25 protein-coding genes are annotated in these 22,070 nt (G+C 64.7%); 9 read left to right on the top strand and 16 right to left on the bottom strand.

All coding sequences use genetic code 11. The annotated features are described in order from the left end of the window. Positions 1 to 42: 42 nt before the first annotated feature. The 5 genes from GA0071312_RS16800 to GA0071312_RS16820 all read right to left on the bottom strand — a co-directional run bounded on the left by GA0071312_RS16800 (position 43) and on the right by GA0071312_RS16820 (position 3,465). Positions 43 to 807: a CDP-alcohol phosphatidyltransferase family protein gene (locus GA0071312_RS16800; protein WP_083204644.1), complete on the bottom strand. Its 765-nt coding sequence runs from the start codon at positions 805 to 807 to the stop codon at positions 43 to 45. 69 nt (positions 808 to 876) lie between these two features. Further along, on the bottom strand, positions 877 to 1,746 hold the full coding sequence (locus tag GA0071312_RS16805) for an RNA polymerase factor sigma-32 (protein ID WP_074445894.1): 870 nt from the start codon (positions 1,744 to 1,746) through the stop codon (positions 877 to 879). A 167-nt stretch (positions 1,747 to 1,913) separates the two neighbouring features. Continuing rightward, complete coding sequence (locus GA0071312_RS16810) at positions 1,914 to 2,195, bottom strand: BQ00720 family protein (protein WP_074446292.1); 282 nt, start codon at positions 2,193 to 2,195, stop codon at positions 1,914 to 1,916. Positions 2,196 to 2,276: 81 nt separating this feature from the next. After that, on the bottom strand, positions 2,277 to 2,711 hold the full coding sequence (locus GA0071312_RS16815; protein WP_074445895.1) for an Hsp20 family protein: 435 nt from the start codon (positions 2,709 to 2,711) through the stop codon (positions 2,277 to 2,279). 139 nt (positions 2,712 to 2,850) lie between these two features. Continuing rightward, complete coding sequence (locus tag GA0071312_RS16820; RefSeq protein WP_074445896.1) at positions 2,851 to 3,465, bottom strand: queuosine precursor transporter; 615 nt, start codon at positions 3,463 to 3,465, stop codon at positions 2,851 to 2,853. A 264-nt stretch (positions 3,466 to 3,729) separates the two neighbouring features. On the opposite strand from GA0071312_RS16820, the gene GA0071312_RS16825 reads away from it, so the two are divergent. From GA0071312_RS16825 to GA0071312_RS16840, 4 genes are read left to right on the top strand one after another with little or no spacing between them, the layout of a single operon-like run. Continuing rightward, positions 3,730 to 4,596, top strand: coding sequence for an FAD binding domain-containing protein (locus GA0071312_RS16825; RefSeq protein WP_074445897.1), 867 nt, complete (start codon positions 3,730 to 3,732; stop codon positions 4,594 to 4,596). A 12-nt stretch (positions 4,597 to 4,608) separates the two neighbouring features. After that, entirely contained in the window at positions 4,609 to 5,100 is a 492-nt protein-coding gene (locus GA0071312_RS16830) for a (2Fe-2S)-binding protein (protein ID WP_074445898.1), read from the top strand. Positions 5,101 to 5,104: 4 nt separating this feature from the next. Continuing rightward, the gene (locus tag GA0071312_RS16835) at positions 5,105 to 7,405 is read left to right on the top strand and encodes a xanthine dehydrogenase family protein molybdopterin-binding subunit (protein WP_074445899.1); all 2,301 of its coding nucleotides are present in this window, start codon (positions 5,105 to 5,107) and stop codon (positions 7,403 to 7,405) included. 25 nt (positions 7,406 to 7,430) lie between these two features. Further along, the gene (locus GA0071312_RS16840) at positions 7,431 to 8,195 is read left to right on the top strand and encodes a glycerophosphodiester phosphodiesterase family protein (RefSeq protein WP_131817852.1); all 765 of its coding nucleotides are present in this window, start codon (positions 7,431 to 7,433) and stop codon (positions 8,193 to 8,195) included. 1 nt (position 8,196) lies between these two features. On the opposite strand, the gene GA0071312_RS16845 is transcribed toward GA0071312_RS16840, so the two are convergent. Continuing rightward, complete coding sequence (locus tag GA0071312_RS16845) at positions 8,197 to 8,949, bottom strand: dimethylsulfonioproprionate lyase family protein (RefSeq protein ID WP_238947268.1); 753 nt, start codon at positions 8,947 to 8,949, stop codon at positions 8,197 to 8,199. Between the two features lie 147 nt (positions 8,950 to 9,096). Here GA0071312_RS16845 and zapE point away from each other — a divergent pair, with 147 nt between their 5' ends. Beyond that, entirely contained in the window at positions 9,097 to 10,314 is a 1,218-nt protein-coding gene (gene zapE, locus GA0071312_RS16850; protein ID WP_238947269.1) for a cell division protein ZapE, read from the top strand. Between the two features lie 9 nt (positions 10,315 to 10,323). Here the strand turns inward: zapE and GA0071312_RS16855 are convergent, their stop codons facing one another. From GA0071312_RS16855 to GA0071312_RS16890, 8 genes are all read right to left on the bottom strand, one after another. Continuing rightward, the gene (locus GA0071312_RS16855; protein WP_074445901.1) at positions 10,324 to 11,340 is read right to left on the bottom strand and encodes an acyltransferase family protein; all 1,017 of its coding nucleotides are present in this window, start codon (positions 11,338 to 11,340) and stop codon (positions 10,324 to 10,326) included. Between the two features lie 253 nt (positions 11,341 to 11,593). Continuing rightward, a complete protein-coding gene (gene infC, locus GA0071312_RS16860; RefSeq protein ID WP_238947270.1) occupies positions 11,594 to 12,115 on the bottom strand; it encodes a translation initiation factor IF-3 in 522 nt (173 codons plus the stop codon). A gap of 179 nt (positions 12,116 to 12,294) precedes the next feature. Then, positions 12,295 to 12,480, bottom strand: coding sequence for a DUF2065 domain-containing protein (locus tag GA0071312_RS16865; protein WP_074445903.1), 186 nt, complete (start codon positions 12,478 to 12,480; stop codon positions 12,295 to 12,297). An 18-nt stretch (positions 12,481 to 12,498) separates the two neighbouring features. Next, positions 12,499 to 13,512, bottom strand: a complete 1,014-nt coding sequence (hflC, locus tag GA0071312_RS16870; RefSeq protein WP_074445904.1) for a protease modulator HflC — start codon at positions 13,510 to 13,512, stop codon at positions 12,499 to 12,501. Next, a complete protein-coding gene (gene hflK / locus GA0071312_RS16875) occupies positions 13,509 to 14,657 on the bottom strand; it encodes an FtsH protease activity modulator HflK (RefSeq protein ID WP_074445905.1) in 1,149 nt (382 codons plus the stop codon). The genes hflC and hflK overlap by 4 nt, the downstream gene beginning before the upstream one ends. A gap of 132 nt (positions 14,658 to 14,789) precedes the next feature. After that, positions 14,790 to 15,311, bottom strand: a complete 522-nt coding sequence (locus GA0071312_RS16880; RefSeq protein ID WP_074445906.1) for a dihydrofolate reductase — start codon at positions 15,309 to 15,311, stop codon at positions 14,790 to 14,792. Further along, on the bottom strand, positions 15,308 to 15,832 hold the full coding sequence (locus tag GA0071312_RS16885; RefSeq protein ID WP_074445907.1) for a GNAT family N-acetyltransferase: 525 nt from the start codon (positions 15,830 to 15,832) through the stop codon (positions 15,308 to 15,310). Before GA0071312_RS16885 ends, GA0071312_RS16880 begins: the two co-directional genes overlap by 4 nt. A 19-nt stretch (positions 15,833 to 15,851) precedes the next feature. Continuing rightward, positions 15,852 to 16,646 (bottom strand): thymidylate synthase, encoded by a 795-nt coding sequence (locus GA0071312_RS16890; RefSeq protein WP_074445908.1) that lies wholly within the window; start codon positions 16,644 to 16,646, stop codon positions 15,852 to 15,854. A gap of 240 nt (positions 16,647 to 16,886) precedes the next feature. Between GA0071312_RS16890 and GA0071312_RS16895 the strand changes: the two genes are divergently transcribed. From GA0071312_RS16895 to GA0071312_RS16905, 3 genes are read left to right on the top strand one after another with little or no spacing between them, the layout of a single operon-like run. After that, entirely contained in the window at positions 16,887 to 17,753 is an 867-nt protein-coding gene (locus GA0071312_RS16895; protein WP_074445909.1) for a class I SAM-dependent methyltransferase, read from the top strand. Continuing rightward, the gene (locus tag GA0071312_RS16900) at positions 17,750 to 18,487 is read left to right on the top strand and encodes a hypothetical protein (RefSeq protein WP_074445910.1); all 738 of its coding nucleotides are present in this window, start codon (positions 17,750 to 17,752) and stop codon (positions 18,485 to 18,487) included. Before GA0071312_RS16895 ends, GA0071312_RS16900 begins: the two co-directional genes overlap by 4 nt. After that, positions 18,484 to 19,227, top strand: a complete 744-nt coding sequence (locus tag GA0071312_RS16905) for a DnaJ domain-containing protein (protein WP_238947271.1) — start codon at positions 18,484 to 18,486, stop codon at positions 19,225 to 19,227. Before GA0071312_RS16900 ends, GA0071312_RS16905 begins: the two co-directional genes overlap by 4 nt. Before the next feature lie 123 nt (positions 19,228 to 19,350). Here the strand turns inward: GA0071312_RS16905 and GA0071312_RS16910 are convergent, their stop codons facing one another. Then, positions 19,351 to 20,913 carry a D-alanyl-D-alanine carboxypeptidase gene (locus GA0071312_RS16910; protein ID WP_074445911.1) on the bottom strand — a complete coding sequence of 521 codons (1,563 nt, stop codon included), beginning with the start codon at positions 20,911 to 20,913 and terminating at the stop codon, positions 19,351 to 19,353. Between the two features lie 283 nt (positions 20,914 to 21,196). Here GA0071312_RS16910 and GA0071312_RS16915 point away from each other — a divergent pair, with 283 nt between their 5' ends. Continuing rightward, positions 21,197 to 21,532 (top strand): phasin family protein, encoded by a 336-nt coding sequence (locus GA0071312_RS16915; RefSeq protein ID WP_074445912.1) that lies wholly within the window; start codon positions 21,197 to 21,199, stop codon positions 21,530 to 21,532. 105 nt (positions 21,533 to 21,637) lie between these two features. Here GA0071312_RS16915 and GA0071312_RS16920 read toward each other — a convergent pair whose 3' ends face one another. Then, positions 21,638 to 22,063, bottom strand: a complete 426-nt coding sequence (locus GA0071312_RS16920; protein WP_074445913.1) for a cupin domain-containing protein — start codon at positions 22,061 to 22,063, stop codon at positions 21,638 to 21,640. Positions 22,064 to 22,070: the final 7 nt, after the last annotated feature.

The following is a 22,070-nucleotide window of genomic DNA, read 5'->3' on the forward strand; positions in this document are numbered from 1 at the left end:
AACGGTTTCCGGCAGTATCGCGAATATCGTATTAACGACCCGTTAACGACGGCGCGCCATGAGCCAGATGATGTCGACCGTGAATGACCAGGCGAGCGCCACCAGAGCAGTCAGCGCCAGCGCGGTCGCTGCGATCCCTGTGATGAAGGGGGTCACCAGCGCGATCAGCACCGCACCCTGCAGCACGCAGACGGCCTTGCGTCGCATTGATTCAGGCAGATCACGACGCAGCCGGGGCACGAGTGCCCGCGCCGCCATGAACAGGTAATAGGTGGTACCGATCAGCAGAACCCAGGCACCGACCTTGCCCAGCGCGATTGCCGCAACAGCAAGCAGCATCAGCAGCAACGCGTCGATTTCCATGTCGAAACGGGCGCCGAAGCGCGAGGTCAGGCCCTGGCGTCGTGCAACCGCACCGTCGAACCCGTCAAGGGAGAGGGAGACGACGGCAGCGGCAAAAAACAGCCAGTCGGCCCGCTCACCCCAGAAGGTGAACAGCGTGTGGTGCTCGACGAGCAGGCCGATCAGCAGACAATTGATCACGGCGCGTGTGAGTGTCACGGCATTCGCGATGCCGAACCGGTCATGGGGATGGTAGCGGTCGATCCGGGCCATCACGACGGCCCCGATCACGAGATACGGCACAGCCGCGCCCGGGAACAGAATCCAGCCAGCCCCTCCCGCCCAGAGGATCACGGTCGCGGCTGTGACGAGGGCGACGAAACCCGTCGCAAGCGCAAGCAGCGTATCCTGCCGTCGCAGCGTCGAGCATGTCGCCGGAAGGGCGGAGGCGCTGTCGTACTTCATTGCGGTATTCCCAACACCCCGGCAACGGCTTTGTTCCCGGCGGAGCCACCGGGAACAGGACGGCGCCGCTCAGGCATAGCTCGTCATGTCGGGGCCGGTTTCGATCAGGGCCTTCTTGAGCTTCTCCAGCGCACGGCTTTCGATCTGCCGCACACGCTCCTTGGAAATCCCCAGATGATGCCCGAGCGCATCGAGCGTGGTCTGGTCGTCGCTGAGACGCCGCGCCTTGAGGATGCGCAGTTCGCGCTCGTTGAGCACTCCCAGAGCATCGCGCAGCCAGCGCGAACGGCGCTCGGCATCGATGACGTCGCTGACGGTTTCGTCCGGCAGCGCCGCGTCGTCGACGAGGAAATCCATCCGCTCCGACGTGGCGCCTTCGGAATCCGCAGCAACCGGCGCATTCAGCGAGGTGTCCGCACCGGATAGCCGCACATCCATCGTCGCCACATCCTTGAGCGATACGCCGATCGCTTCGGCAATTTCGCCGTAAACGCTGTCGGACATCCGCTCATCGCCGTTGCGCGTCAGTTTGGCGCGCAAGCGACGCAGATTGAAGAACAACGCCTTCTGGGCCGACGATGTCCCACCGCGCACGATCGACCAGTTGCGCAGGATGTAATCCTGAATCGAAGCACGGATCCACCAGGTGGCATAAGTGGAGAAACGCACTTCGCGCTCCGGCTCGAAACGGGACGCTGCTTCCAGAAGGCCGACATGGCCTTCCTGAATCATATCCTGCATCGGCAATCCGTAATTACGAAACCGTGCCGCAATCGCGATGACGAGGCGCATATGCGCCGAAGTCAACTGGTGCAACGCCTCCTGATCACGGTTTTCCCGCCAGCGCACGGCAAGCGCACGCTCTTCGGCGCGCTCAAGATAGGGTGCGCGCATGGCGTTGCGCAGAAAGGTGCGTTGCAGGCTGTTATCGTCACCCATATTCTGGCTCCCTCGTTTGAGAGGGTTACGCCGCGCAGCCCGCAACGGATCAATCACGCTTTTGCGAGCATGGCTTGCCAAACCCCGCTTGCCAAACCTTGCTTGCCAAACCCCGCTGCCGAACCCGGCTTGCCGGTTCGGCGCGCCACGCCCGCCGGGTTTGTGCGTCAATGCACGCTGACGGGCTCGAGATCCGCCTTGCGCGCCTCGGCGATGGCCGTGTCACGGGAATCGGTGAGGATGATCGGCGCGCCGCTTGCGGAAAGCACGGCGAAGAGCTCAAGGCCGGGCTGCATCTCGGGCGCACCGGGATAAAGTGCGCTGATCTGGTCAGACAGCATCGGCTTCACGTAGACCACATGGCCTTCGCCCATCTGCGCGAGCGCCTGTGCTTCGCGGCTGTTTTCGTTGCCGAAGGAATCCGGCTTGATGTGATTGGTGTCGGTCATTTGCGCGCCCTCCTTCATGAGCGGTGCGTTGCGCCCGCATCATGCGCGTTTGCACGACGTGTACGGGCTGTGTTGAGCCTGTCAGTGCTTCTCTTCGGTCGCGATGTCGATGCGCCTGACGATCCGTTCCGGTTCTGGCCGGGCAAGGTCGATCGAAAGCAGACCATTGCTGAGATCCGCTCCCATCACCTCCATGTTGTCCGCCAGCAGAAACGTCCGCTGGAACTGGCGCGCGGCAATCCCGCGATGGAGATAATGGCGCGCCTTGTCGTCGGTCTGGCGCCCGCGAATGACGAGCTGGTTCTCTTCGAGCGTGATCTCGAGCTGATCACGGGTGAACCCGGCCACCGCGAGCGTGATGCGCAACCGCTCAGGCTCGGCTTCAGAGCGGGGCAGCCGCTCGATATTGTAGGGCGGGTAACCGTCACCGCCACCTTTGGCGACGCGGTCCAGTGCCTGTTCGATTTCATCGAAGCCGAGCAGGAACGGATGCCCGAACGGTGATTGACGCGACATATGGAAGCCCTTCTTCGAGGCACTTCGTTGATCAGGACCCGCCATCGGCGCGATCCCGACCCCTCATATGTCGTCTCCCCTGCGTGAGTTCAAGGGCTGCAGGGTCAGCCGTGGCCGTCGGATTGTTCGGCCCGCGCGGTCACACCGGCGCCGGACGCGTGTAGCGCAAGAGCGCGCCATACGGGATCAGTGCGATCAGGGCGATGGCGAGTTTCACGAAGTAATCGACAATGGCCAGCGTCTGCCATGGCAGCGCGATGCAGCTATCGGGGATACCGGCCATGGCGAGCATCCCTGTGATTGTCGTATCGCCGATCACCGGCCCGCAATGGAAGGCGAAGGAAAAGAAGATCGCCGTGTCGATGCCCGACGCGATCACCGACGAGACCAGCGGCGGCAGCCACCAGGCGAAACTGCGCAGACGGTTGAACACGCCGATATCGATCAGATGCGCCACCAGAAAGGCCGTCCCGGAGGCAATCGCGATACGCGGCGTGGCGAAATAGACCGACAGCAGCACCGCAATGGCGAAACCCACATAGACCACACGCCGCGCGCGCGCCGGGCCGAAACGGCGGTTCGCCATATCCGTGACGAGGAAGGCGAAGGGATAAGTGAAGGCGCCGAAGGTCAGATAATCCTGCAGACCCCAATACTGCACCGGGTGCTGCACCAGGACGTTGGAGGCAAGCACGATCAACGCCATCAGGGCGATGGCGAGGAAGAACGGCTGACGGTCGGCGGGGGCGAGCATGGGAAGCGGCCTTGTCGGGAATGTCACGGGCTTGCATCGCCACGCCATTCGTGGCGTTCTCGATGCGTCAACGGTTCGTTTAAGCGCAGGGGCGCGGGGATGCAAGGGCTGCCGCCCGGGTGATCAAAGGCGAAATCCGTGCGGGCGTCCCACCCCTTGCACCCGCGCCGCGAATGTGGCTCGAATCGCTCTGGAACGGGAATCGCGTCGCATCATCACCGAGCGGCGCGGATCTGCCCGTCATGCACAGCCGAAGGGCCCGCAATGGACGTTTTCGATTACCACCGACCCGCCACGATCGCGGAACTGACCGGCATGCTCGCAAGCAATGATGCCCGTCCGCTTGCCGGCGGCACCGATCTGATACCGCAGATGCGCGAGGGGCGGCGCAAAGTCGCAGCGATCATCGACATCAAGCATGTCGAGGCCTGTCGCGTGATCGCCCCGCTCCCGGACGGCGGTCTCGCCATTGGCGCAGCCGTTTCCTCGACGACAGTGGCGCGCGACGAGCGTATCCGGCGCGATTATCCGGGCATCGCCGCTGCGGCCCTGCTGATCGGCAGCTATCAGGTGCAGAATCGCGCCAGCCTCGGCGGCAATATCTGCAATGCCGCACCGTCGGCCGATGCGGTGCCGCCGCTGATCGCGCACGGCGCGCGCGCTGAAATCGCAGGCAGTGCCGGCCTGCGCGAAATTCCGCTCGAAGAGATATTTGCCGGCCCGGGCCGCACGCATCTCGCCCCCGGCGAGGTGCTTACCCGTATCCTGCTGCCGCCCGTGGCAGTGCGCTCCGCCTCGCATTACCTGCGCTTCACCCCGCGCCGGGAGATGGATATCGCCATTGCCGGTGTCGGCGGCTTCATTGTCCTCGATGAAGCCGGCACCGTCACGCAGGCCCGCATCGCGCTCGCTTCCGTCGCGCCGAAACCGATCCGCGCCCCCTCCGCCGAGGCCGCGCTGATCGGTGCTTCGCTCGACGACGCCACCATCCACGCCGCCGGTGAAGCGGCGCGCGGCGACGCGAGCCCGATATCCGATACGCGCGGTTCGGCGGATTATCGCCGCGAGCTCGTCGCCGTGCTGACCCGGCGGGTGCTCACCCATTGCCGCCAACTGATCGACCAGGCCTGAGGAGAACGGCGCATGAAACCGATCGCGATCACCGCGCAGGTGAACGGCGAGGAAGTCACCAGCCTCGCCGATCCGCGCGACACCCTGCTCGACTGGCTGCGCGACCGGCTCGGCCTGACCGGCACCAAGGAAGGTTGCGGCAACGGCAATTGCGGCTCCTGCACGGTCATGATCGACGGCACGCCGGTCAATGCCTGCCTGATGCTCGCCGTCGAGGCGCCGGGGGCGCAGATCACCACCATCGAGGGATTGAGCGATGGCGGGGAATGGCGCGACCTGCAGGAAAACCTCGCCGCAATGGGCGGCACGCAATGCGGCTTCTGCACGCCGGGCATCGTGATCTCCGCCGCCGCGCTTCTGCGCGACGATTCCGCCCCGGACGAGGCGGCGATCCGCTATGCCATTGCCGGCAATCTCTGCCGCTGCACCGGTTACGACAAGATCGTGCGCGCGGTCGAGGAAACTGCCAGACAGCGCCGCGCCACGGCGCAGGCGGGGGAGTGAGACGATGGATGCGACGATCAAGACCCGCAGCACCGACGCGGTTCCCGCCGATCCCGCCATCGGCAAGCCGCTCGCGCGCGTCGATGGCCGTGAACGCGTCACCGGTCGCGCGCGCTATGCCGCCGATATCACCCGTCCCGACATGGCGCATGCGAAGATCCTGCGCGCGCCGCATGCGCATGCCGTGATCAAGCGCATCGATACGAGCGCCGCCGCAGCCCTTCCCGGCGTGCTCGCCATCGTGACCGCCGATGATTTCCCCGATCTGCCCCAGGGTGCCAGCATCCCGATGGGCGAAACAGGCTACGACATGTGGGGCGTCTCGCGGCTCAACATGGCGCGCGGCAAGGTGCACTGGATCGGCCAGCCCGTCGCCGCCCTGGCCGCGCGCGACCCCCATATCGCAGCGCAGGCGCTGGATCTGATCGAAGTCGAATACGAGGTGCTCGACGCTGTCACCAGCATCGCTGATGCGATCCGTCCGGATGCGCCGGTATTGTGGGACAATCTGATCACCAGGGGCCTCGACGAAACGCCGCAGAAACCCTCCAACATCGCGGCGCGCACCATCGTCAGCCGCGAGGACGCGAAGGCGGCCATCGCCGGCGCGGATGCCACGGGGCGCGTCAGCGTCATCGTTGATACGGCGCATCAGGGCTATATCGAGCCCCAGGCGATGGTGGCCGAGATCACGCCGGACGGTTTCGCCACCGTCTATACCTCGACCCAGGGCCAGTTTACCGCCGAATTGATGATTGCCCGCATGCTCGACTGGCCGATGTCGAAGCTCAAGGTCGTGCCGATGGAGGTGGGCGGCGCCTTCGGCGGCAAGATCTCGATCCATGGCGAAGCGCTGGCGCTCAGGCTCGCGCAGAAATCCGGGCGCCCGGTCAAGCTGGTGCTCTCGCGCGAGGAGGTGCTCCAGGGCGGCTCCGGCCCGACCATGGGCGCGATGATGGAGATCGCGGTCGGCGCGAAGAGCGACGGCACGATCACCGGCATACATGGCGTCTATCACGTCGATTCCGGCGGCCTGCCAGGGCTCAACCCCTCCCTGCTGATGCAGGCCTCCGCCGCCATGTACCAGACGCCGGCACTCTGGCTCGAAGGCTATGACGTCGTCACCAACAAGCCGCGCACCGAAGCCTATCGCGCCCCCGGCGGTATCCAGGGCGCCTTTGCCATGGAACAGGCGATGGACGAGCTCTGCCTCGCCCTCGACATGGACCCGCTGGAATTCCGCCGGCGCAACGCCGCCGTGACCGGCTCGACCATGCCGATCGGCACGCCCTTCCCGGCCATCGGCCTCACCACCATCCTCGATGCGGTGGGCGCGCACCCCTGCTGGACGACGCCGCTCGAACCGGGTGCGCATCCACGCGGGCGGGGGCTGGCGCTGGGCTATTGGCGCGGCACCTCGATGACGTCTGCCTGCCACATCACCATCGGCGGTGACGGGCGCCCGGTCGTCACCATGGGCGCGGTCGATATTTCCGGCACGCGCACCACCATGACCCAGGTCGCGGCGGACCAGTTCGGCATCGCCCCCGATGATGTCTATGTGCAGACCGGCGACAGCAAGACGGCGGGCTATTCCGACGGTGCGGCGGGCAGCCGCGTGGCGCGCACCATGGCCGCGGCCATCGTCGAGGCGTCGCGCGACGTGATTGAGCAGCTGCGCCCGCGCGCCGCGCGCCTGCTCCAGAGCGAGGCGGAGAATCTCACCTTCACTGATGGCGCCTTCCGTGTCTCCGGCGGGCCCGGCACATCGATCAGCCTCGCCGAACTGATGCAGGAAACGCTGACCGAGGGCGCCGTGATCGGGCGCGGCACCTCGACCAAGCTGCCGCTGGGCGTCGAGATCGGCGCGCATGTCTGCGATGTCGAGGTCGATCCCGATACCGGGCAGGTCACGATCCTGCGCTACACCGCCTTCCAGGATGTCGGCAAGGCGCTCAACCCGATCGCGGTCGAGGGCCAGATCGAGGGATCCGTCGTGCAGGGTATCGGCTGGGCGCTGACCGAGGGTTATGATTACGGTGCAGACGGGCGGCTGCGCAATGCCAGCCTGCTCGATTACCGCCTGCCCACGGCGCTGGACGTGCCCGATATCGACTGCGTCATCATCGAGACCCCGGTGCCGGACGTGCCTTACGGGCTGCGCGGTGTCGGCGAGGTGCCGATCGTACCGGTGGCGGGCTGCGTCGCCAATGCCATTCGCCGCGCCGTCGGCGTGCGCACCGGGCGGATGCCGATGACGCCGGAGCGGCTCCTGATGGCGATGCGGGCGAGGCAGCAGGGGTGAGCCCGTCGGTCGAGGAGCGTGTGACTTGCCGGCCAATATGCGGTTCCCCTTCCTCGACCATCCGGGCCTCCTCGCCTTCGCCCATCGCGGCGGGGCGCTGGAGCGGACCGAGAATACCCATGATGCCTTCGATCACGCGGTGGCGCTCGGCTACCGCTATATCGAAACCGATGTGCAGCTTACCCGAGATGGTGTGGTCGTCGTCTTTCATGACGACGACCTGACGCGGCTGATGGGGCGGCCCGAGCGGATCGACGCGCTCGACTGGGCCGATCTCGCGCAGCTGCGCTTCCCCTGCGGCGCGCGCATTCCGCGCCTCGACGAGACGCTGGAGGCCTATCCGGAAACCCGCTTCAATCTGGAGCCGAAATCTGAAGCCGTTGTGGAGCCGCTGGCAGCGGTGATCCGCGCGGCGAAGGCGCTCCCGCGCGTCTGCGTGGGCTGCTTCGATCCAAAGCGAACGCGGCGGCTGCGGGAGCTTCTGGGCGATGATCTGTGCTGGTCGCCCAGCCATGCCGGTGTCGCTTCGGTCTGGCTTGCAGGCTGGGGTTTGCCGATCCCCGTCACGCCCTGTCCCGCCCTGCAGATCCCGCCCGCGTTCCATGGCATCCCGGTGGCAACGCGCCGATTGGCCGATGCAGCGCATGCCCGCGATATCCAGGTCCATGTCTGGACCGTGGACGAGGCGGAGCAGATGCGCGCGCTGATCGATGCCGGCATGGACGGGCTGATGACCGACCGGCCGACTCTGTTGAAGCAGGTTCTGCAGGAGCGTGGACTGTGGCTGTGACTCATGCCCGCTTTCGTGGCGCACGGGAGAACGCCATCTTCTGATGCGAGAGCTTCTCGCGCGTCCCGATCCAGGCATAGGCCAGAAGTGACGGCTCCCGGTCAGACACCGTGATGCGGTGGTGCTGGCCCGGCGGGTTGAAGATCAGTGAGCCCGGCGCATAGACGCCCTGATGATTTTCCGAGACCGCGCCGGAGAGGCAGACATAGCTCTCCGTAATGCCGTCATGCGCATGGGTGGGATAGGTACAGCCGGGCGCGAAGAGCACGAGGCCGAGGATCACCGCTTCGCTGTGGATCGGCGCATTCGGCCCGGCGATCTCCGCATAGGCGAATTTTTGCGAGAGCCCGCGCGGGATCTTGTCATAGCCGTATTGCCAGTTGAGACTGGCGCGCACGGCATCGATGGCGCGAATCACCGGTGCGTGCTTCTCGACACGCCCCTCGTCGAGGACGCGGCGCAGATAGGCGGTGACGGGTTTTTCCTCGCAGGCCCCGAAGCGCAGGAGCGCATTCGTCTGGATCAGGGCGCTGATACGCTCGCGCACCGCGCGCTGATGGCCGCGAATCCTGTCGCTGCCGCCCGATGGCAGGAAGCGGTAGAGCTCATAGAATTCGCGCAGGAGGTAATACCAGTTCGGATGGTCGCGCAGGCGAGAGGGCGCCGACACTGCCCCTGCAGTATCAACCGTCACGGGGGGCGCCGCTGCCGCACTCCCATCCTCCGGCACGTCCCCCATCATATCATCGCTCATGGCAATCTCCGCTACCTTGATGCGCGATGCTGACGCAAGGATACGGGCCGGTCAACGCATGTTTCAGGGGCTTGTGAGCGCCCGCTTATCGCGCTAGCCAAAGAGATAACAAGCTCACCTTCACGAACCAGCCACGCGACCACGATCTTGAACAAGCGCACCGACGAGATCACCAATCCTGAAAGCACTTCACGGCCCGTCAGCGCGCGCTATCACGCGCTCGTCGCGAGCAATGCGATCGAGCGCGATCCGGCCCAGACGAGCCTGCTCGCGCGGCTCGACAAACTGGCCGTGCAACTCAATGAAAAGCGCCTCGCGCGCAAGAGCAGTGCCCTCGGCTGGCTGTTCGGGCGCCGCACCGCCGCGAGCGAACCGATAAAGGGGCTCTATGTCTGGGGCTCGGTGGGGCGCGGCAAGACCATGCTGATGGATCTTTTCTACGAGAGCCTGAGCGTGCGCCGCAAACGCCGGGCGCATTTCCACGCTTTCATGGCCGATGTCCATGGCCGCATCCACGCCTACCGGCAGGATCTCAAGGCCGGCAAGGTGAAGGGGGACGACCCGATCGAACCGGTGGCCAGGGCGCTCGCGCAGGAAGCCTATGTCTTGTGCTTCGACGAATTCACCGTCACCGACATCGCCGATGCGATGATCCTGGGGCGCCTGTTCAAGGCGCTGTTTGCGGAAAACGTCGTGGTCTTCGCAACCTCCAATGTGGAGCCGGCCCGCCTCTATGAGGGCGGGCTGAACCGCGCGCTGTTCCTGCCCTTCATCGAGATGATCCATGAGCGTATGGCCATCGTCGAACTCGATTCGCGCACCGATTTCCGGTTGGAGAAACTCGCAGGCAAGCCGGTCTGGCACGTCCCGGCCGATGATACGGCACGCGCCGCCCTCGACGACGCCTTCCGGCGCCTCACCGGCCGCAAGCGCGGCGAGCCGATGCGCGTGGCCGTGCGCGGGCACCCGCTGCAGGTCCCGCAGGCCGCCTCGGGCGTGGCGCGCTTCTCCTTCGAGGAGCTGTGCGCCCGCCCGCTCGGCGCCGCCGACTACCTCGCCATTGCGCAGGATTTCCACACGGTGATCATCGACGCGATACCGCGCATGCATCTCGAAAACCGCAACGAAGCCAAGCGCTTCATCACCCTGATCGACGCGCTCTACGACAACCGCGTGAAGCTGCTCGCCTCCGCCGCCGCCGAGGCGCACGCGCTCTATGATGCAAGGCACGGGCGGGAGGCCTTCGAATTTGATCGTACCGTCTCGCGTCTGATCGAGATGCGCTCGCAGGATTATCTCGCGCTCGCCCATGGCCGCCCCGATTCGCGTGGCTCTGACGACACGACGGGCCTCGTCGAAACCTGAAGGCCTCCCTCAGGCCACGCGCAGCCGCCTGCCCAGCAGCATGGCGCTCCAATCTGCCCGATTGACGATGTGGCTGAGCATGATCGAGCCGCCCATACCCGCCACGATGAGCGCGATCACGTAGAGCCATAACGGCAGACCGACATTCCAGCCAACGAGATCGACGGCCGAGAAGAACAATGGGTGCGCGAGATAGATCACGAAGGAGGCTTCATTGACCTTGCGCACCAGCAGTGGCGCGACGATCCCGAGAAGCCGCGGCATGGCAAAGAGCAGCGCGAAGCTGAAAAGCGGGATGACCCAGGCTTCCTTGGACGAGTATTCGATCGCGTGCAGAAAGGTCATGCTGACGAGCAGGACCAGGATCGCGATGAGCCAGATCGGCTGCGAAAAGGTCGCGAGCAGCCGGTTTGTGCGGATATCGGGGTAATGCCTTGCCATGAGCACGGCGAGGAAGAACAGATAGACCCAGCCCAGCGGCGCGATCCAGTGCAGATAGCCCGGGGGCGCGATATCGTACCAGCGGAAAAAACCCCACCATGCCATGCTGATCAATGATGCCGGTATCAGCCAGCGCTCGGAGGGCAGCCATGTCCAGAGCCTGAAGCGATTATAGGCCCAGAAGAAAATATAAAACTGCATCGCCACGATTAGAAAATAGCCGTGCCAGCCGGCAAAGAGCAGATATTCGCGCAGATAGGCAATGTAACTGACCTCCAGCCCGCTGAGCGATACGCGGATATATTCGGCTGTTGAATAGATTATCCCGTAAACGAAATAGGGCAACATGATATATTTCAGCCGCGTGACAAGGAAATCGTTCGGGACATCACGACCATAGCGCAGCGAAAACAGAAAGATCGAGATGAAAATGAAGATCGGCGTTCCGAGTGCGGAGGGAATGCGCAACAGATCAAGGGCTGTGTGCTCGAGATAATAGAGCTCGATCCGGTCGATCAGATGAAACGTGAAGACGGCCAGCGCGCCGTAGAAACGCAACCAGTAGATTTCCTCGATCCGCTTCACGCCGCCCTCCCGACCCACAGACGCCCCAGAATTTCGGCGCAGCAACGTGAGTCTGTGCGGCAAATGCGGAAATCTTTTGATCGTCGCAGAAATCGACCATGCCGAGATCGGTCAAGGGTCAGTCAGCCAAGAATACGGGGCCGCGACACGCATCGTCCCGGCCCCGAGCATCGATATCCCGAACGCGTGCCTGCCCGACCTGTTACCAGACGGGGCGGCATGACATGCATCCGTGAAACAAGCGGCACGCGCTTCAGCGCGGTGCCAGGATCATGATCATCTGGCGGCCTTCGAGCTGCGGCTCGAGCTCGACCTTGGCGAATTCCCGGGTCTCTTCCTTGACCCGCAACAGCAATTTCAGGCCGAGATCCTGATGCGCCATTTCGCGCCCGCGGAAGCGCAGGGTGATCTTCACCTTGTCGCCATCCTCGAAGAAACGCTTCACGTTCTTCATCTTCGTCTCGTAATCGTGCTTGTCGATACCAGGACGAAGCTTGACTTCCTTGACCTCGACCGTCTTCTGCTTCTTGCGTGCTTCAGACGCTTTCTTCTGCTGATCGAAACGGAACTTGCCGTAATCCAGAAGCTTGCAGACCGGAGGTTCGGAATTGGGTGCGATCTCGACCAGGTCAAGGCCGACTGCCTCGGCCAGCTGGAGGGCTTCCGCAAACGGGACGACGCCACGATTCGTGCCCTCGTCATCGATCAGTTGCACCTCACGAACGCCTCGGATGTCGCGGTTGGCGCGCGGCCCGTCCTTTTGCGGGACCGGCATGGCTCTCATTGGTCGGCGAATGGCTGTCTTCTCCTCTGATCGGCTTCAAGCACGAAATCCTCCCACAATCCATGCGGAAGGTCGGGCCGGAAACCCCGGTTGCATCGATGCCGGAGTGTTTGCGCAAAATCGAGGCAAGTCAAGCCATTGCCGCGCCATTCCGGATAAAACCGCATCGATCATCCGCGCACGAGCCAGATGATGGCGATACCGATGATCGCACAAACGATCCCCACCGCCCGCATCCGATCGCGCGGGCTTTGCGACGCCTCGTACATGGCGCGGCGGATTGCGTCGGGGAAAGCGGCAAAAAGAATGCCCTCGACCGCGAGAACGAGGCCGAGGGCTGTGATCAGGTCCCACATGCGAGACGCTTGCAGGCCTTATTCGACGGGCGCGGCGAGCGGGCCGAGGCTCCCCGTCGCATCCGCCGCAGTCGGAGCTTGAGGAAGCGTGGGCGCTTCGCTCATCGGCCCTTCCGGATCGATCGGAAGCGGCAGATCCCGCGTCGACTGTCCGCGCCCGGCAGGACTGTCGAAGAAGCGGAAGAAGTCCGAATCGGGTGAGATCACCATCTGCGTCGTCGCGGTATCGCTCGTCATCAGGGCCTGCTCGTAGGCTTGCATCGAGCGATAGAAGGCGAAGAAGTCGGCGTCACGCCCATAGGCTTCGGCCAGGATGCGGTTACGGTCGGCGTCACCGGCACCGCGCAGCTCTTCGGCCGTACGGTTGGCTTCCGCCTCGATCACGACGACATCGCGATCGGCCCGCGCCTGGATGGCATTGGCACGCTGGGCACCCTGTGCGCGCAGATCCGCCGCTTCACGCTCACGCTCGGTCTGCATCCGGCGGAACACCGCTTCGGAGTTCGCCGTCGGCAGATCGACGCGGGTGAGGCGCACATCGACGACTTCGATGCCCAGATCCTCCGCCTGACGGTTCACCGTCTCGGCAATACGCAGCATGAGGTCGTTTCGGCTGGTGCGAATGATCTCCGGGAAGGAGGCATTCGCCAGTATGTTACGCATTGCGGCATTGACGAAGGAGCGTAACCGCGCATTGGCATTGGTCTGGTTGTTCACCGTCTGATAGAAGCGCAGCGCATTGATGACCCGGTAGCGTGCAAAGGCGTCCACTTCCAGATTCTGACGGTCACTCGACAGGACCGTCTGAACCGGGATGTCGAGATCGAGCAGCCGCTTCTCGACGGGCAGGACCACGTCGATGAACGGAGCCTTCAGGTAGAGGCCCGGATCGGTAATGACCTGACGTACGGCGCCGAAGCGCAGCACCACGGCCTGCTGGGTCTGATGCACCGTGAACAGGGAGGAGTAGAGCAGCACTGCCGCCAGACCGAGAACGATCAGGATGCCGGTGCGGATGACGGGATTTCTCATTGGGAGCCTCCCTGCGCGCGGCGCTGGATTTCCGGCAGGGGCAGATACGGCACGACCGACTGCTGACCATCCCCGTTGCTCTGATCGATGACGACCTTGTCCGTGCCCGCGAGGACACGTTCCATCGTCTCGAGGAAGAGACGCTCACGCGTCACGTCCGGCGCGTTCACATATTCGTCGAAGACCTGGGTAAAGCGTGACGCCTGACCCTGGGCATCATTGACGACCCGCTCGCGGTAACCTTCAGCTTCCTGAATGATCCGCGCGGCGCGACCACGCGCTTCCGGAACGACCCGGCTCGCATAAGTCTCGGCCTCGTTCTGCAGGCGCACGAGATCCTGCTGCGCCGCGTTGACGTCGAAGAAGGCTTCACGCACCTGAGCCGGAGGCACGGCGGCCTGCAGCTGCACCACGCGGATCGTGACGCCGGCGCTGTAATCCTCGAGTGTGGCCTGCATGATCTCCTGGACTTCCTGCATGATCTCGCCCTGCTCGATCGTCAGGATGGCCTGGATGTCACGGCGCCCGATCACCTCACGCATGGAGCTCTCGGCCACAGCCTTGATCGTGCCTTCCGGATTCTGGATCTCGAAGACGAACTCTTCGGCCCGGGCCGCATCGATCTGCCACTGCACGTCGAAATCGATATCGACAATATTCTCGTCACCCGTGAGCATCAGGCTCTCTTCGAGCGCGTCACGCGGACGCTGCCCTTCTGTCGCCGAGCGGTATCCGACCTCGACGCGGTTGACCTGCGTGACGTCCGGCTTGATCACCTGACCGATCGGGAAAGGCAGATTGTAGTTCAGGCCCGGCGCCGTCTGGCCGACATAGGCGCCGAAAATGAGATTGAGGCCGACCTGGTTGGGCCGAACCGTGTAGAAGCCGGTGAGCAGCCAGACGACCACGACACCGATGAGGATCAGGGCGATGCCCTTGCCTCCCATCGAGCCGCCGCCGGGCACCATGTTCTTCAGGCGATCCTGGCCTTTGCGCAGGATCTCTTCCAGATCGGGCGGGGTCTGTCCGGAGCCGCCGCCGCCTTGCGGGCCGCCTCCCCATGGGCCGCCGCCACCGCCGCCGCCGCTGCCGCGGGGACCCCAGGGCCCTCCGCCACCGCCGCTGCCTTGATTATTCCAGGGCATCCTACGCTTCCCTCTTCAGTGCATAATTCTTGAAACCATCGCGTTGCTCACCCGTTATCATTGCGGAAAAGCGCGCCACGTCTGCATCGGAAGTGGAGACTTCTGCCCCCAAAGTCAACCGAAACCGGGCAGTCAGCATCGTTCCATATCGATGAAAGTGAACGCGAATTCATCATCCGGGCCGGCGCCGTGGCCGGATTCAGCGATGATACGAAATTGTGTCGAATCGAAGTCGGGAAAGTGCGCATCGCCATCAGGCATGGCGTGGACACGTGTCAGCCGAAGCGTTTGTGCGGCTGGCAGCGCCTGCGCATAGATCTGACTTCCGCCTGCCACGATGATCTCGCGCGCGCCCATTTCCTGCGCAACCGCATCGGCGCGAAGGCAGGCCGCGTCGAAAGAACGCGCGACATCGACACCATCCACCGCAAAATCCGGATCGCGCGTCATCACGATGGTGCGACGCCCGGGCAGCGGTCGCCCGATGGAATCGAAGGTCTTGCGGCCCATGATCATCGGCTTGCCGAGGGTGATCTCCTTGAAGCGCCGCAGATCGCTCCTGAGCCGCCAGATCAGGCGGTTGTCGTCGCCGATCACGCCGTTATCGGCAATTGCCGCGACGATGGTAAGCGGAAAACCTGTCTCTGTCGTCATCCCGGCTCTCTCCCTGATATCTCCCCGCCCTTGTCGGCGAGCCGCGTGAGCGCCTCCCCCGTCAGCCGCTGCACCGTCCATTCCTCCATCGGCTGCGCCCCCAGAGCGCGATAGGTGGCGATGGCCGGGGCATTCCAGTCGAGCACCCACCATTCGAGGCGCCCGAGACCTTCTGCAACACAACGCCGTGCGAGGCTCGCCAGCAGTGCCTTGCCGATACCGCGCCCGCGCAGCCCCTCGCGCACGTAGAGATCCTCGAGCCAGATCCCGTGGCGTCCAAGAAAGGTCGAGAAATTGTAGAAATACAAAGCGAAACCAACAGGTTCGTCATCGAGAAAAGCGAGATCGCAGAAGACGCGGGGATTGTCGCAGAACAGCGCCGCATCGATCTCCGCCTCGCCGGCCCGCAACTCATGCGCGAGCCGCTCGTATTCCGCGAGTTCGCGGATGAAGCCCGCGACGATGCCGGACTCGCCGGGGCGGGCGCGGCGGATTGTCACGCCTGTCGATGCAGCGCTCATATCGCCTCACCTGTGCCGCTCAAACCGCCACCGGGGCGCGGATCGCCGGATGCGGATCATAGCCCTCGATGGCGATATCCTCGAAACGGAAGCCGAAAATATCGCGCACCTGCGGATCGAGACGCAGGCGCGGCAGCGGACGTGGTTCGCGGGACAATTGCTCACGGGCCTGTTCGAGATGGTTCGCATAGAGATGCGCATCGCCCAAGGAATGCACGAAATCCCCTGGCTCAAGCCCCGTTACCTGCGCGACCATATGGGTGAGCAGCGCATAGGAGGCGATATTGAAGGGCACGCCGAGAAAAACGTCAGCGGAGCGCTGGTAGAGCTGGCAGGAGAGCTTGCCACCGGCCACGTAGAACTGGAACAGGCAGTGACACGGCGCCAGCGCCATCCGGTCGAGATCGGCCGGGTTCCAGGCGCTGATCACGAGGCGGCGCGAATCGGGATTGCGGCGAATCTCGTTGATCAGCCAGCTGATCTGGTCGATGTCGGCGCCGTTCGGATTGGGCCATGAGCGCCATTGCTTGCCGTAGACCGGCCCGAGATCGCCGTTCGCGTCGGCCCACTCATCCCAGATCGAGACGCGGTTCTCCTTGAGATAGGCGATATTCGTGTCGCCCGCCAGGAACCACAGCAATTCGTGGATGATCGAGCGCAGATGCAGCTTCTTGGTCGTGACCAGCGGAAAGCCGTCGGCGAGATCGAAGCGCATCTGGTGACCGAAAACCGAGAGCGTGCCCGTACCGGTCCGGTCACCCTTCTCAAGGCCCTCGTCGAGAATGCGGCGCAGGAGCGCGTGGTATTGCTGCATGATTGTCCTCGTTCCTCCGATCTTAGCCTGCCATGCCGGCTTGGGGAGCACGCCTGCAATCCTATCCACAAGACGTTTCCTCACGAGACACATCGCCCGGCCTGTCCGCCTTCGGGCCGAAAACGCCCTGTCGTGACGATACGGGTTGCGCAGACGCGGTGTTTTGGCCATTCGTTGACGAGACCCGCCAAGGGCAACCGGACGAGACCCGCCAAGGGCAACCGAAGGCATGCGCCGACCATGATCGTCGATATCGTCTCGCTGCAGCAATTCTACCAGACCCCGCTCGGGCATGTGGCGCAGCGCTTCGTGGCGCGCACATTGGTGGATTTCATACGCGGCTCACAGGATTGCCGCATGGTCGGGCTGGGCTACGCCGCGCCGTTCCTGCGCCCGGCCATCGCGCGCTGCGAGCGGGTGAACCTGTTCATGCCCGCGCGCCAGGGTGTATCGCACTGGCCGCCGGACGAGAAGAATCGCGCCTGTCTCGTCGAGCCGCTGGTGCTGCCGGCGGTGGACGGCGCCTATGAACGCGCGCTGGTGGCGCATCTGCTCGAGAATGTCGGCGATCCGGACGAGTTCCTGCACGAAATCTGGCGCATCCTCGCTCCCGGCGGACGTGTTGCGATCATCGTACCCAACCGGCGCGGCATCTGGGCGCGTGTCGACGCCACCCCCTTCGGCCAGGGGCGCCCTTATTCGGTTTCACAATTGGGCAGCCTGCTGCATCGCAACGGTTTCGATGCGCAGGTCTGGAACGAGGCCCTCTACGTGCCGCCGATCTCCTCGCTGCGTTTCCTGCGCAGTGCGGGTCTGTGGGAGCGGGCGGGGCTGCGGCTGCGGGCCCCCTTCGCCGGAGTCCATATCGTCGAGGCGACGCGTCAGGATCAGCGCCCGATCCCGGTGCGGCAGCGCAGCCGGCGCCTGCGGCTCTCACCCCGCCTGTCACCGGCATCAAGCCCCGCCGGCGCACCGGTGCCGCAGCGCAGCGGCAACGCATGCCATGGGAACGCGACCGGTTCGACCCTATCTTACGGATGCGGTGGCGGGCATGACGGTGCGATCCGCCGCGCTGGCGGACCGGGAGGCGACAAGGTCGAAAGATGAGTGAAGGCAAGGCGCCCGACAGGCGCAAGCAAGACAATCGCCCGGGCCCTGCCGGCCAGTCCGGCGGCGCCGTCGACGCGTTTCTGCGGGAAGCCGGCAGCCTCGCCCCCGTTGCGGCGGGCGCCGATCAGGGTCGCCTGATCTTCGCCCTCGATGCCACGATGAGCCGGCAGCCGACCTGGGATCTGGCCTGCTCGGTCCAGGCGGGAATGTTCGACACGACGGCGCGGATCGGCGGGCTCGCCGTACAACTCGTCTATTTCCGCGGCTTTCGCGAATGCCGGGCCTCGCGCTGGGTCTCGGATCCGCGCGCGCTCACCGAGATCATGACAGGTCTGCGCTGTCAGGGTGGTCTGACGCAGATCGAACGCGTGCTGCGCCATGTCCGCAGGGCGGCGCAGGAGCGCCGTATCGCCGCCTTCATTTACGTCGGCGACGCCATGGAGGAACATGTCGATACGCTGTGCGCCCTCACCGGTGAGCTCGGGGTGATGGGGATCAGGGGCTTCTTCTTCCAGGAGGGCGACGATCCCGCCGCGACGGCGGCCTTCGCCGAGATGGCGCGGCTCAGCGGGGGCGCACATGAGCGATTCGATGCAGCCGCACCCGGCGCCCTCGAAGCGCTGCTGCGGGCAGCGGCCACCTATGCGGCAGGCGGCATGGGGGCGCTACAGAAGCTGGCCGAGGGCGATGCCGGTGCGCGGCGCCTGATTACGGCGATGAAGCGCTCATGATCTCACTGCTTTATGGCGTCCTCGCCGTTCTCCTTCTCTGGTGGCTGTCGCGCCTCTATGCGCGCACCAATCCGCGCGTGCTGGTGCGGCTGATCAAGGCCGTTGCCGGAACGGCGGCGCTGGCGCTCGCCGCTCTCATGCTGGTGCGCGGACGCATCGACATGGCGCTGCTGATCGGCGGTTTCGCCGCCTGGTTGCTGGGCTGGAGCGCGGGCCTTCCCGGTCTGCCCGGGGGCCTTGGCCGGCTGGGGCCAGGGAGCCCCTCGAGCGGCCCCGCCACCGGCAAGACCTCGCGCGTGCGCTCGGCCATGATCGAGATGACCCTCGATCACGATAGCGGCGAGATGAACGGCAGCGTTCTGGCGGGTGCCTTCGCCGGGCGCGGCCTCGACGAACTCGGCGAACGCGAATTGCAGACGCTCTACACCGAATGCGCCGGCGCCGGCGATCAGGAGGGCTTGCGTCTGTTAGAGGCTTATTTCGACCGCCGGTTTCCCGGCTGGCGTGAAGACACTCATGCTGACGCTGACGCGGGGACGGGCCGCGAGGCCGAGGCGGGCGCGATGACGGAAGAGGAGGCCTATCAGATCCTGGGGCTTGAGCCGGGGGCGGATGCTGCCGCCATCAAGCGCGCGCACCGCGCGCTGATGCTGAAGCTCCATCCCGACCAGGGGGGGTCGACCTACCTCGCGGCCCGGGTGAACCAGGCCAAGGACATGCTCTTGAGCCGACATCGCTGATACTCCACGCGCGATGGTCCGAACGGGACCATGGTCGGTTACGCCACTCACGGGATCGACCGGAAGATGCCGGTCGATCCGCACTCGAAAGGTATGCCGGACGTGCTCCGGCGGGGTCGCCGATCAGCTGCGCGACGCGAAACAGGCAAAGCCGCGACGCTCCAGCTGGCGGCAGGCGTCGCGCGCCGCGCCCTGGCTGTCAAAGCCCGAGAAGCGCGCGCGATGCAGCGTCGTTCCCCCGGTCTGGACCGTTTCGGTGAAAGGCTCGGCTGCGCTGAGCGGGTCACCGACACGGCTACGGGCATTTTCCAGCATCTCCAGGGCGGCGCGCTTCGAATCGACTGCGGCGATCTGCACGACCCAGGGCGAAACCGCGACGGGCTCCGGCTCGGGCTCGGCCGGTGTCGCAGCCGGCGGCAGCGGCGCAGCGGCATTCGCGCTCGCGACCTGCATGGGCGCCACGGTCTCGGCATCTTCACCGCCTTGCGCCATTTCCCGGGAAACATGACGTGAACCCAGATCAGCAGGCGGCAGCGGAATCGAACCGGTCGACTCGGCGAAAGAGAGCACTTGCCCGCCACTCTGTTCCGGCGCCGTTTCGGCGGCAGCACCCTGACGCAGCGTGCCGGAAGAAGCCGGCGTCGCGGTGTTGCCGGCATTGCGTTCGGGCGCCACGGCGGGGCGCATGGAGGCGAGATCGAGCGGACCGCCGGTGGCCGAGGCGCTGGCGAAAGCAGCCGGCGGCACGCCGATATCGGCGGGGCGCGCGGGCGGCAGGACATTCGGCACGAAGGCCACCGCGCCGGCGGCATTCATCATCGGCGTCTGACGGGCGCCCGCAAAGGCGTGCGGCAGATTGTTCTTGACCAGCCGCTCGACGATTCCGTCGCGATGCGCACCGGAGCGCCCGCCCATCACCACGGTGACGATGTGGCGGCTGTTCGTCTTGGCATTCGTCATCAGGTTGAAACCCGAGGCGCGGATGAAGCCGGTCTTGATGCCGTCCACACCGGTGACGCGTCCGATCAGGCGGTTGTGATTGCGATGCGTGGTGCCGTTGAAGGCGAAGTTGCGGCGGGAGAAATAGTGATAATATTGCGGGAAGCGGTCCTGTACGGCGATCGCGAGGATCGCCATGTCGCGTGCGGTGGTGACCTGTTCGCGATTGGGCAGACCATGTGCGTTGCGGAAGGTGGTGCGCTTCATCCCCAGCGCCCGCGCCGTACGGGTCATCTCACGGGTGAAGGCGTCGACACTGCCGCCGAGGTTTTCCGCGATCGCGGTGGCGACGTCATTGGCCGACCGGGTCGTCAGCGCAAGGATGGCATTCTCCACCGTGATCGTCGATCCGGCGCGCAGGCCGAGCTTCGAGGGCGGCTCGGCGGCAGCGCGCGATGAAACGCGCAGCGGCGAATCGAGGCGAAGCGCACCGCGCTCCAGCTGCTCGAAGACGAGGTAAAGCGTCATCACCTTGGTCAGCGATGCGGGAAAGCGCGTCGCATCGGCGTTCTCCGCATGCAGCGTCCGTCCCGTCTTGACGTCGATGACGACGGCGGCATAGGGCGGATTATAGGCATGTGCGGGCGTGGGAGCGATGAGGCTTGCGGCCAGCACCATGGCGATCGCCACGAGCGCTGCGGCAAAGCGCGATGCGATGCAGCGCAGGGGAATATTACGCAAAACCATGTGAGACCGTCCCTGTGTCAGCGGTCGAGAACCCTTGACGCGTTCGGCCCCCCGGCACTGGTCTCCGTCACCATTGCGAACGCGTTACAAGCTTTATCCTGCGGCAATCGCGGTTACGGACGGGTTAATGTCAAAACCGAATTTCCGCACTTTTGCTGCACTGCAACATAATCCTTGACATCGATTGTGCAGTGCACATATAAGGGGCAATCGGCTGATCGCACATGTTCGGCCGTCAGGCTCAAACGAACAGAGGCGGCGCATCGCGCGCCGGAGATCGCAGATGATGAACCAATTCGAAGACATGCAGAAGTTCGGCAAGGAAAGCATGGACGCCACGATGAAGGCGTTCGGTGGTGTTTCCATGGGCGCCCAGGCCATCGCCGTCGAGAGCGCCGACTTCGCCAAGAAGTCCTTTGAGCACGGCACCTCCACCATGGAGAAGCTTGTCGGCGCCAAGTCGCTCGACAAGGCGATCGAAATTCAGACCGACTACGTCAAGAGCTCTTACGAGGCGCTCGTGGCCCAGTCGACGAAGGTCGGCGAACTCTACGCCAACCTCGCCAAGGAAATGATGAAGCCGGTCGAAACCGCGATGGCCAAAACCGCCGCGAAGTAAGGCCGCTGATGACGCGAAGGCGCAGCGGCTCCCCGCGTTGCCGCCCTTTCCATCGAACCCGTCCGCCACCAGGCGGGCGGGTTTTTCTTTGGACGAAGCGCTTCGTCACCGCCCCTCCGGTTTGGCGGCAACGGTTTCGAACTCCGCCGGCGAGGTGATTTCCAGCAATTCCAGATCCTGCGAATGTTCGATTTCGCGATGCAGGATGCCGGGCGGCTGGTTCACGCAGGAGCCGGCTTCGAGCAGCACCTCCCCGACCCCGTCATATTCGAACCGCACCCAGCCCTTGAGCACATAGACCATCTGGAAGTCGAGCACGTGGTAATGCCATTCGCCTGAAGCCGCATCACCGGGCTTGGCGCGGATGACATGGGCCTGGATACGCCCATCCGTGACCGGCTTCATGCCAAGATCGCGGTATTCGAAGAAACCGCGCAGACCGCCGTCGAACTGCGCGTCCTTCGCATGGGTCACGACGAATTCGGCGGCGGGATCGCGCGCTGCATCCGTCCTTGTCTGATTCGGGCTCATGGAACGT

This window comes from Saliniramus fredricksonii, assembly GCF_900094735.1.
GTDB classification, from domain to species: Bacteria; Pseudomonadota; Alphaproteobacteria; order Rhizobiales; family Beijerinckiaceae; genus Saliniramus; species Saliniramus fredricksonii.

Excerpts from the sequence above, each read along its gene's own strand:
- GA0071312_RS16800 (WP_083204644.1), bottom strand. The coding sequence starts at position 807 with ATGAAGTACGACAGCGCCTCCGCCCTTCCGGCGACATGCTCGACGCTG.
- GA0071312_RS16805 (WP_074445894.1), bottom strand. The coding sequence starts at position 1,746 with ATGGGTGACGATAACAGCCTGCAACGCACCTTTCTGCGCAACGCCATG.
- GA0071312_RS16810 (WP_074446292.1), bottom strand. The coding sequence starts at position 2,195 with ATGACCGACACCAATCACATCAAGCCGGATTCCTTCGGCAACGAAAAC.
- GA0071312_RS16815 (WP_074445895.1), bottom strand. The coding sequence starts at position 2,711 with ATGTCGCGTCAATCACCGTTCGGGCATCCGTTCCTGCTCGGCTTCGAT.
- GA0071312_RS16820 (WP_074445896.1), bottom strand. The coding sequence starts at position 3,465 with ATGCTCGCCCCCGCCGACCGTCAGCCGTTCTTCCTCGCCATCGCCCTG.
- GA0071312_RS16825 (WP_074445897.1), top strand. The coding sequence starts at position 3,730 with ATGGACGTTTTCGATTACCACCGACCCGCCACGATCGCGGAACTGACC.
- GA0071312_RS16830 (WP_074445898.1), top strand. The coding sequence starts at position 4,609 with ATGAAACCGATCGCGATCACCGCGCAGGTGAACGGCGAGGAAGTCACC.
- GA0071312_RS16835 (WP_074445899.1), top strand. The coding sequence starts at position 5,105 with ATGGATGCGACGATCAAGACCCGCAGCACCGACGCGGTTCCCGCCGAT.
- GA0071312_RS16845 (WP_238947268.1), bottom strand. The coding sequence starts at position 8,949 with ATGAGCGATGATATGATGGGGGACGTGCCGGAGGATGGGAGTGCGGCA.
- infC (WP_238947270.1), bottom strand. The coding sequence starts at position 12,115 with ATGCCGGTCCCGCAAAAGGACGGGCCGCGCGCCAACCGCGACATCCGA.
- GA0071312_RS16865 (WP_074445903.1), bottom strand. The coding sequence starts at position 12,480 with ATGTGGGACCTGATCACAGCCCTCGGCCTCGTTCTCGCGGTCGAGGGC.
- hflC (WP_074445904.1), bottom strand. The coding sequence starts at position 13,512 with ATGAGAAATCCCGTCATCCGCACCGGCATCCTGATCGTTCTCGGTCTG.
- hflK (WP_074445905.1), bottom strand. The coding sequence starts at position 14,657 with ATGCCCTGGAATAATCAAGGCAGCGGCGGTGGCGGAGGGCCCTGGGGT.
- GA0071312_RS16880 (WP_074445906.1), bottom strand. The coding sequence starts at position 15,311 with ATGACGACAGAGACAGGTTTTCCGCTTACCATCGTCGCGGCAATTGCC.
- GA0071312_RS16885 (WP_074445907.1), bottom strand. The coding sequence starts at position 15,832 with ATGAGCGCTGCATCGACAGGCGTGACAATCCGCCGCGCCCGCCCCGGC.
- GA0071312_RS16890 (WP_074445908.1), bottom strand. The coding sequence starts at position 16,646 with ATGCAGCAATACCACGCGCTCCTGCGCCGCATTCTCGACGAGGGCCTT.
- GA0071312_RS16895 (WP_074445909.1), top strand. The coding sequence starts at position 16,887 with ATGATCGTCGATATCGTCTCGCTGCAGCAATTCTACCAGACCCCGCTC.
- GA0071312_RS16900 (WP_074445910.1), top strand. The coding sequence starts at position 17,750 with ATGAGTGAAGGCAAGGCGCCCGACAGGCGCAAGCAAGACAATCGCCCG.
- GA0071312_RS16905 (WP_238947271.1), top strand. The coding sequence starts at position 18,484 with ATGATCTCACTGCTTTATGGCGTCCTCGCCGTTCTCCTTCTCTGGTGG.
- GA0071312_RS16910 (WP_074445911.1), bottom strand. The coding sequence starts at position 20,913 with ATGGTTTTGCGTAATATTCCCCTGCGCTGCATCGCATCGCGCTTTGCC.
- GA0071312_RS16915 (WP_074445912.1), top strand. The coding sequence starts at position 21,197 with ATGATGAACCAATTCGAAGACATGCAGAAGTTCGGCAAGGAAAGCATG.
- GA0071312_RS16920 (WP_074445913.1), bottom strand. The coding sequence starts at position 22,063 with ATGAGCCCGAATCAGACAAGGACGGATGCAGCGCGCGATCCCGCCGCC.